Annotated in this window: 3 protein-coding genes; all 3 read left to right on the top strand. The window is 46.0% G+C overall.

Translation table 11 applies throughout. From position 1 onward, the window contains the following. On the top strand, positions 1 to 407 hold a 407-nt coding region (gene lpxK / locus R7Z50_RS24370), incomplete at its 5' end, for a tetraacyldisaccharide 4'-kinase (RefSeq protein ID WP_318149331.1). Beyond that, positions 388 to 567 (top strand): Trm112 family protein, encoded by a 180-nt coding sequence (locus R7Z50_RS24365; RefSeq protein ID WP_005378451.1) that lies wholly within the window; start codon positions 388 to 390, stop codon positions 565 to 567. The genes lpxK and R7Z50_RS24365, both read left to right, overlap by 20 nt. Next, on the top strand, positions 567 to 1,236 hold a 670-nt coding region (gene kdsB, locus R7Z50_RS24360; RefSeq protein ID WP_318149330.1), incomplete at its 3' end, for a 3-deoxy-manno-octulosonate cytidylyltransferase. The genes R7Z50_RS24365 and kdsB, both read left to right, overlap by 1 nt.

The raw sequence follows: 1,236 nt of genomic DNA, 5'->3' as shown, positions 1-1,236 counted from the left end.
GTTTGGCCCATCAGGGGGAGATCTCGATGTCTCTAGCGCCATCAAAAGCGATCAGCCTAAAGACCAAGCAGCAAGTTGATGTGAGTGAGTTAAAGGCGCTGGTGGCATTTGCCGGTATCGGGCATCCACCTCGGTTTTTTAATACACTAGAATCAATGAATGCGGATGTTAAAGTCACGAAAGGTTTTGCTGACCATCAAGACTTTGACCAAAAAGAACTTGAAGCATTGGCTCTACAAGGGGCGAATGTGATTATGACAGAGAAAGATGCTGTCAAATGTAGCGACTACGCACAAGACAATTGGTGGTATCTGCCTGTATCTGCTCAATTTGAGCCTAAAGATGCAGAGCGAATTTTAAATCGAATAAAAGAGGTTAAAGCGACTTATGGATCACCGTCTGCTTGAGATTGTGGCTTGCCCAGTGTGTAAAGGTAAGCTGACTTACGATAAAGATAATCAAGAGTTGATCTGCAAATTGGATCGCCTTGCTTACCCTATCAAAGAGGGTATTCCTGTTCTGCTTGAGCCAGAAGCTCGCACCATGAGTATGGATGAGGGACGTTAATGTCTTTTACGGTTGTGATACCGGCTCGTTACTCTTCGAGCCGTTTACCAGGTAAACCACTGGCTGATATCGGTGGTAAACCAATGGTGCAATGGGTTTACGAACAAGCAATGCAAGCTGGCGCTGATGACGTGATCATTGCTACTGACGATGAGCGAGTTTCTACGGCGGTTGAGCAATTTGGTGGCAAAGTTTGTATGACTTCGCCAAACCACGAATCTGGTACAGAGCGTTTAGCGGAAGTGGTAGAGAAAATGGCCATTCCTGCTGACCACATTATTGTGAACGTTCAAGGTGATGAGCCTTTGGTACCACCAGTTATCATCCGCCAAGTTGCAGATAACTTAGCCGCTAGTGATGCACCTATGGCTACGTTGGCGGTTGAAATCGAATCTGAAGATGAAGCCTTCAACCCAAATGCCGTAAAAGTCGTTGCTGATGAGCGTGGTTATGCCATGTACTTTAGCCGAGCAACAATTCCTTGGGATCGTGATAACTTCGCTAAGCAAGACAAAGCTATCGTGAATCCATTGATGCGTCACATCGGTATCTATGCATACCGCGCAGGTTTCATTAATACTTACGTAAACTGGGCGCCAAGTGCCCTAGAGCAAATTGAATGCCTAGAGCAGTTACGAGTGCTTTGGTACGGCGAGAAAATCCACGTTG

The sequence above is a fragment of the Vibrio sp. 1249-1 genome, from assembly GCF_033340495.1.
This window is presented reverse-complemented; position numbering and strand designations above follow the sequence as displayed.

Coding starts and splice junctions, on each gene's coding strand:
- R7Z50_RS24365 (WP_005378451.1), top strand. CDS start 388: ATGGATCACCGTCTGCTTGAGATTGTGGCTTGCCCAGTGTGTAAAGGT.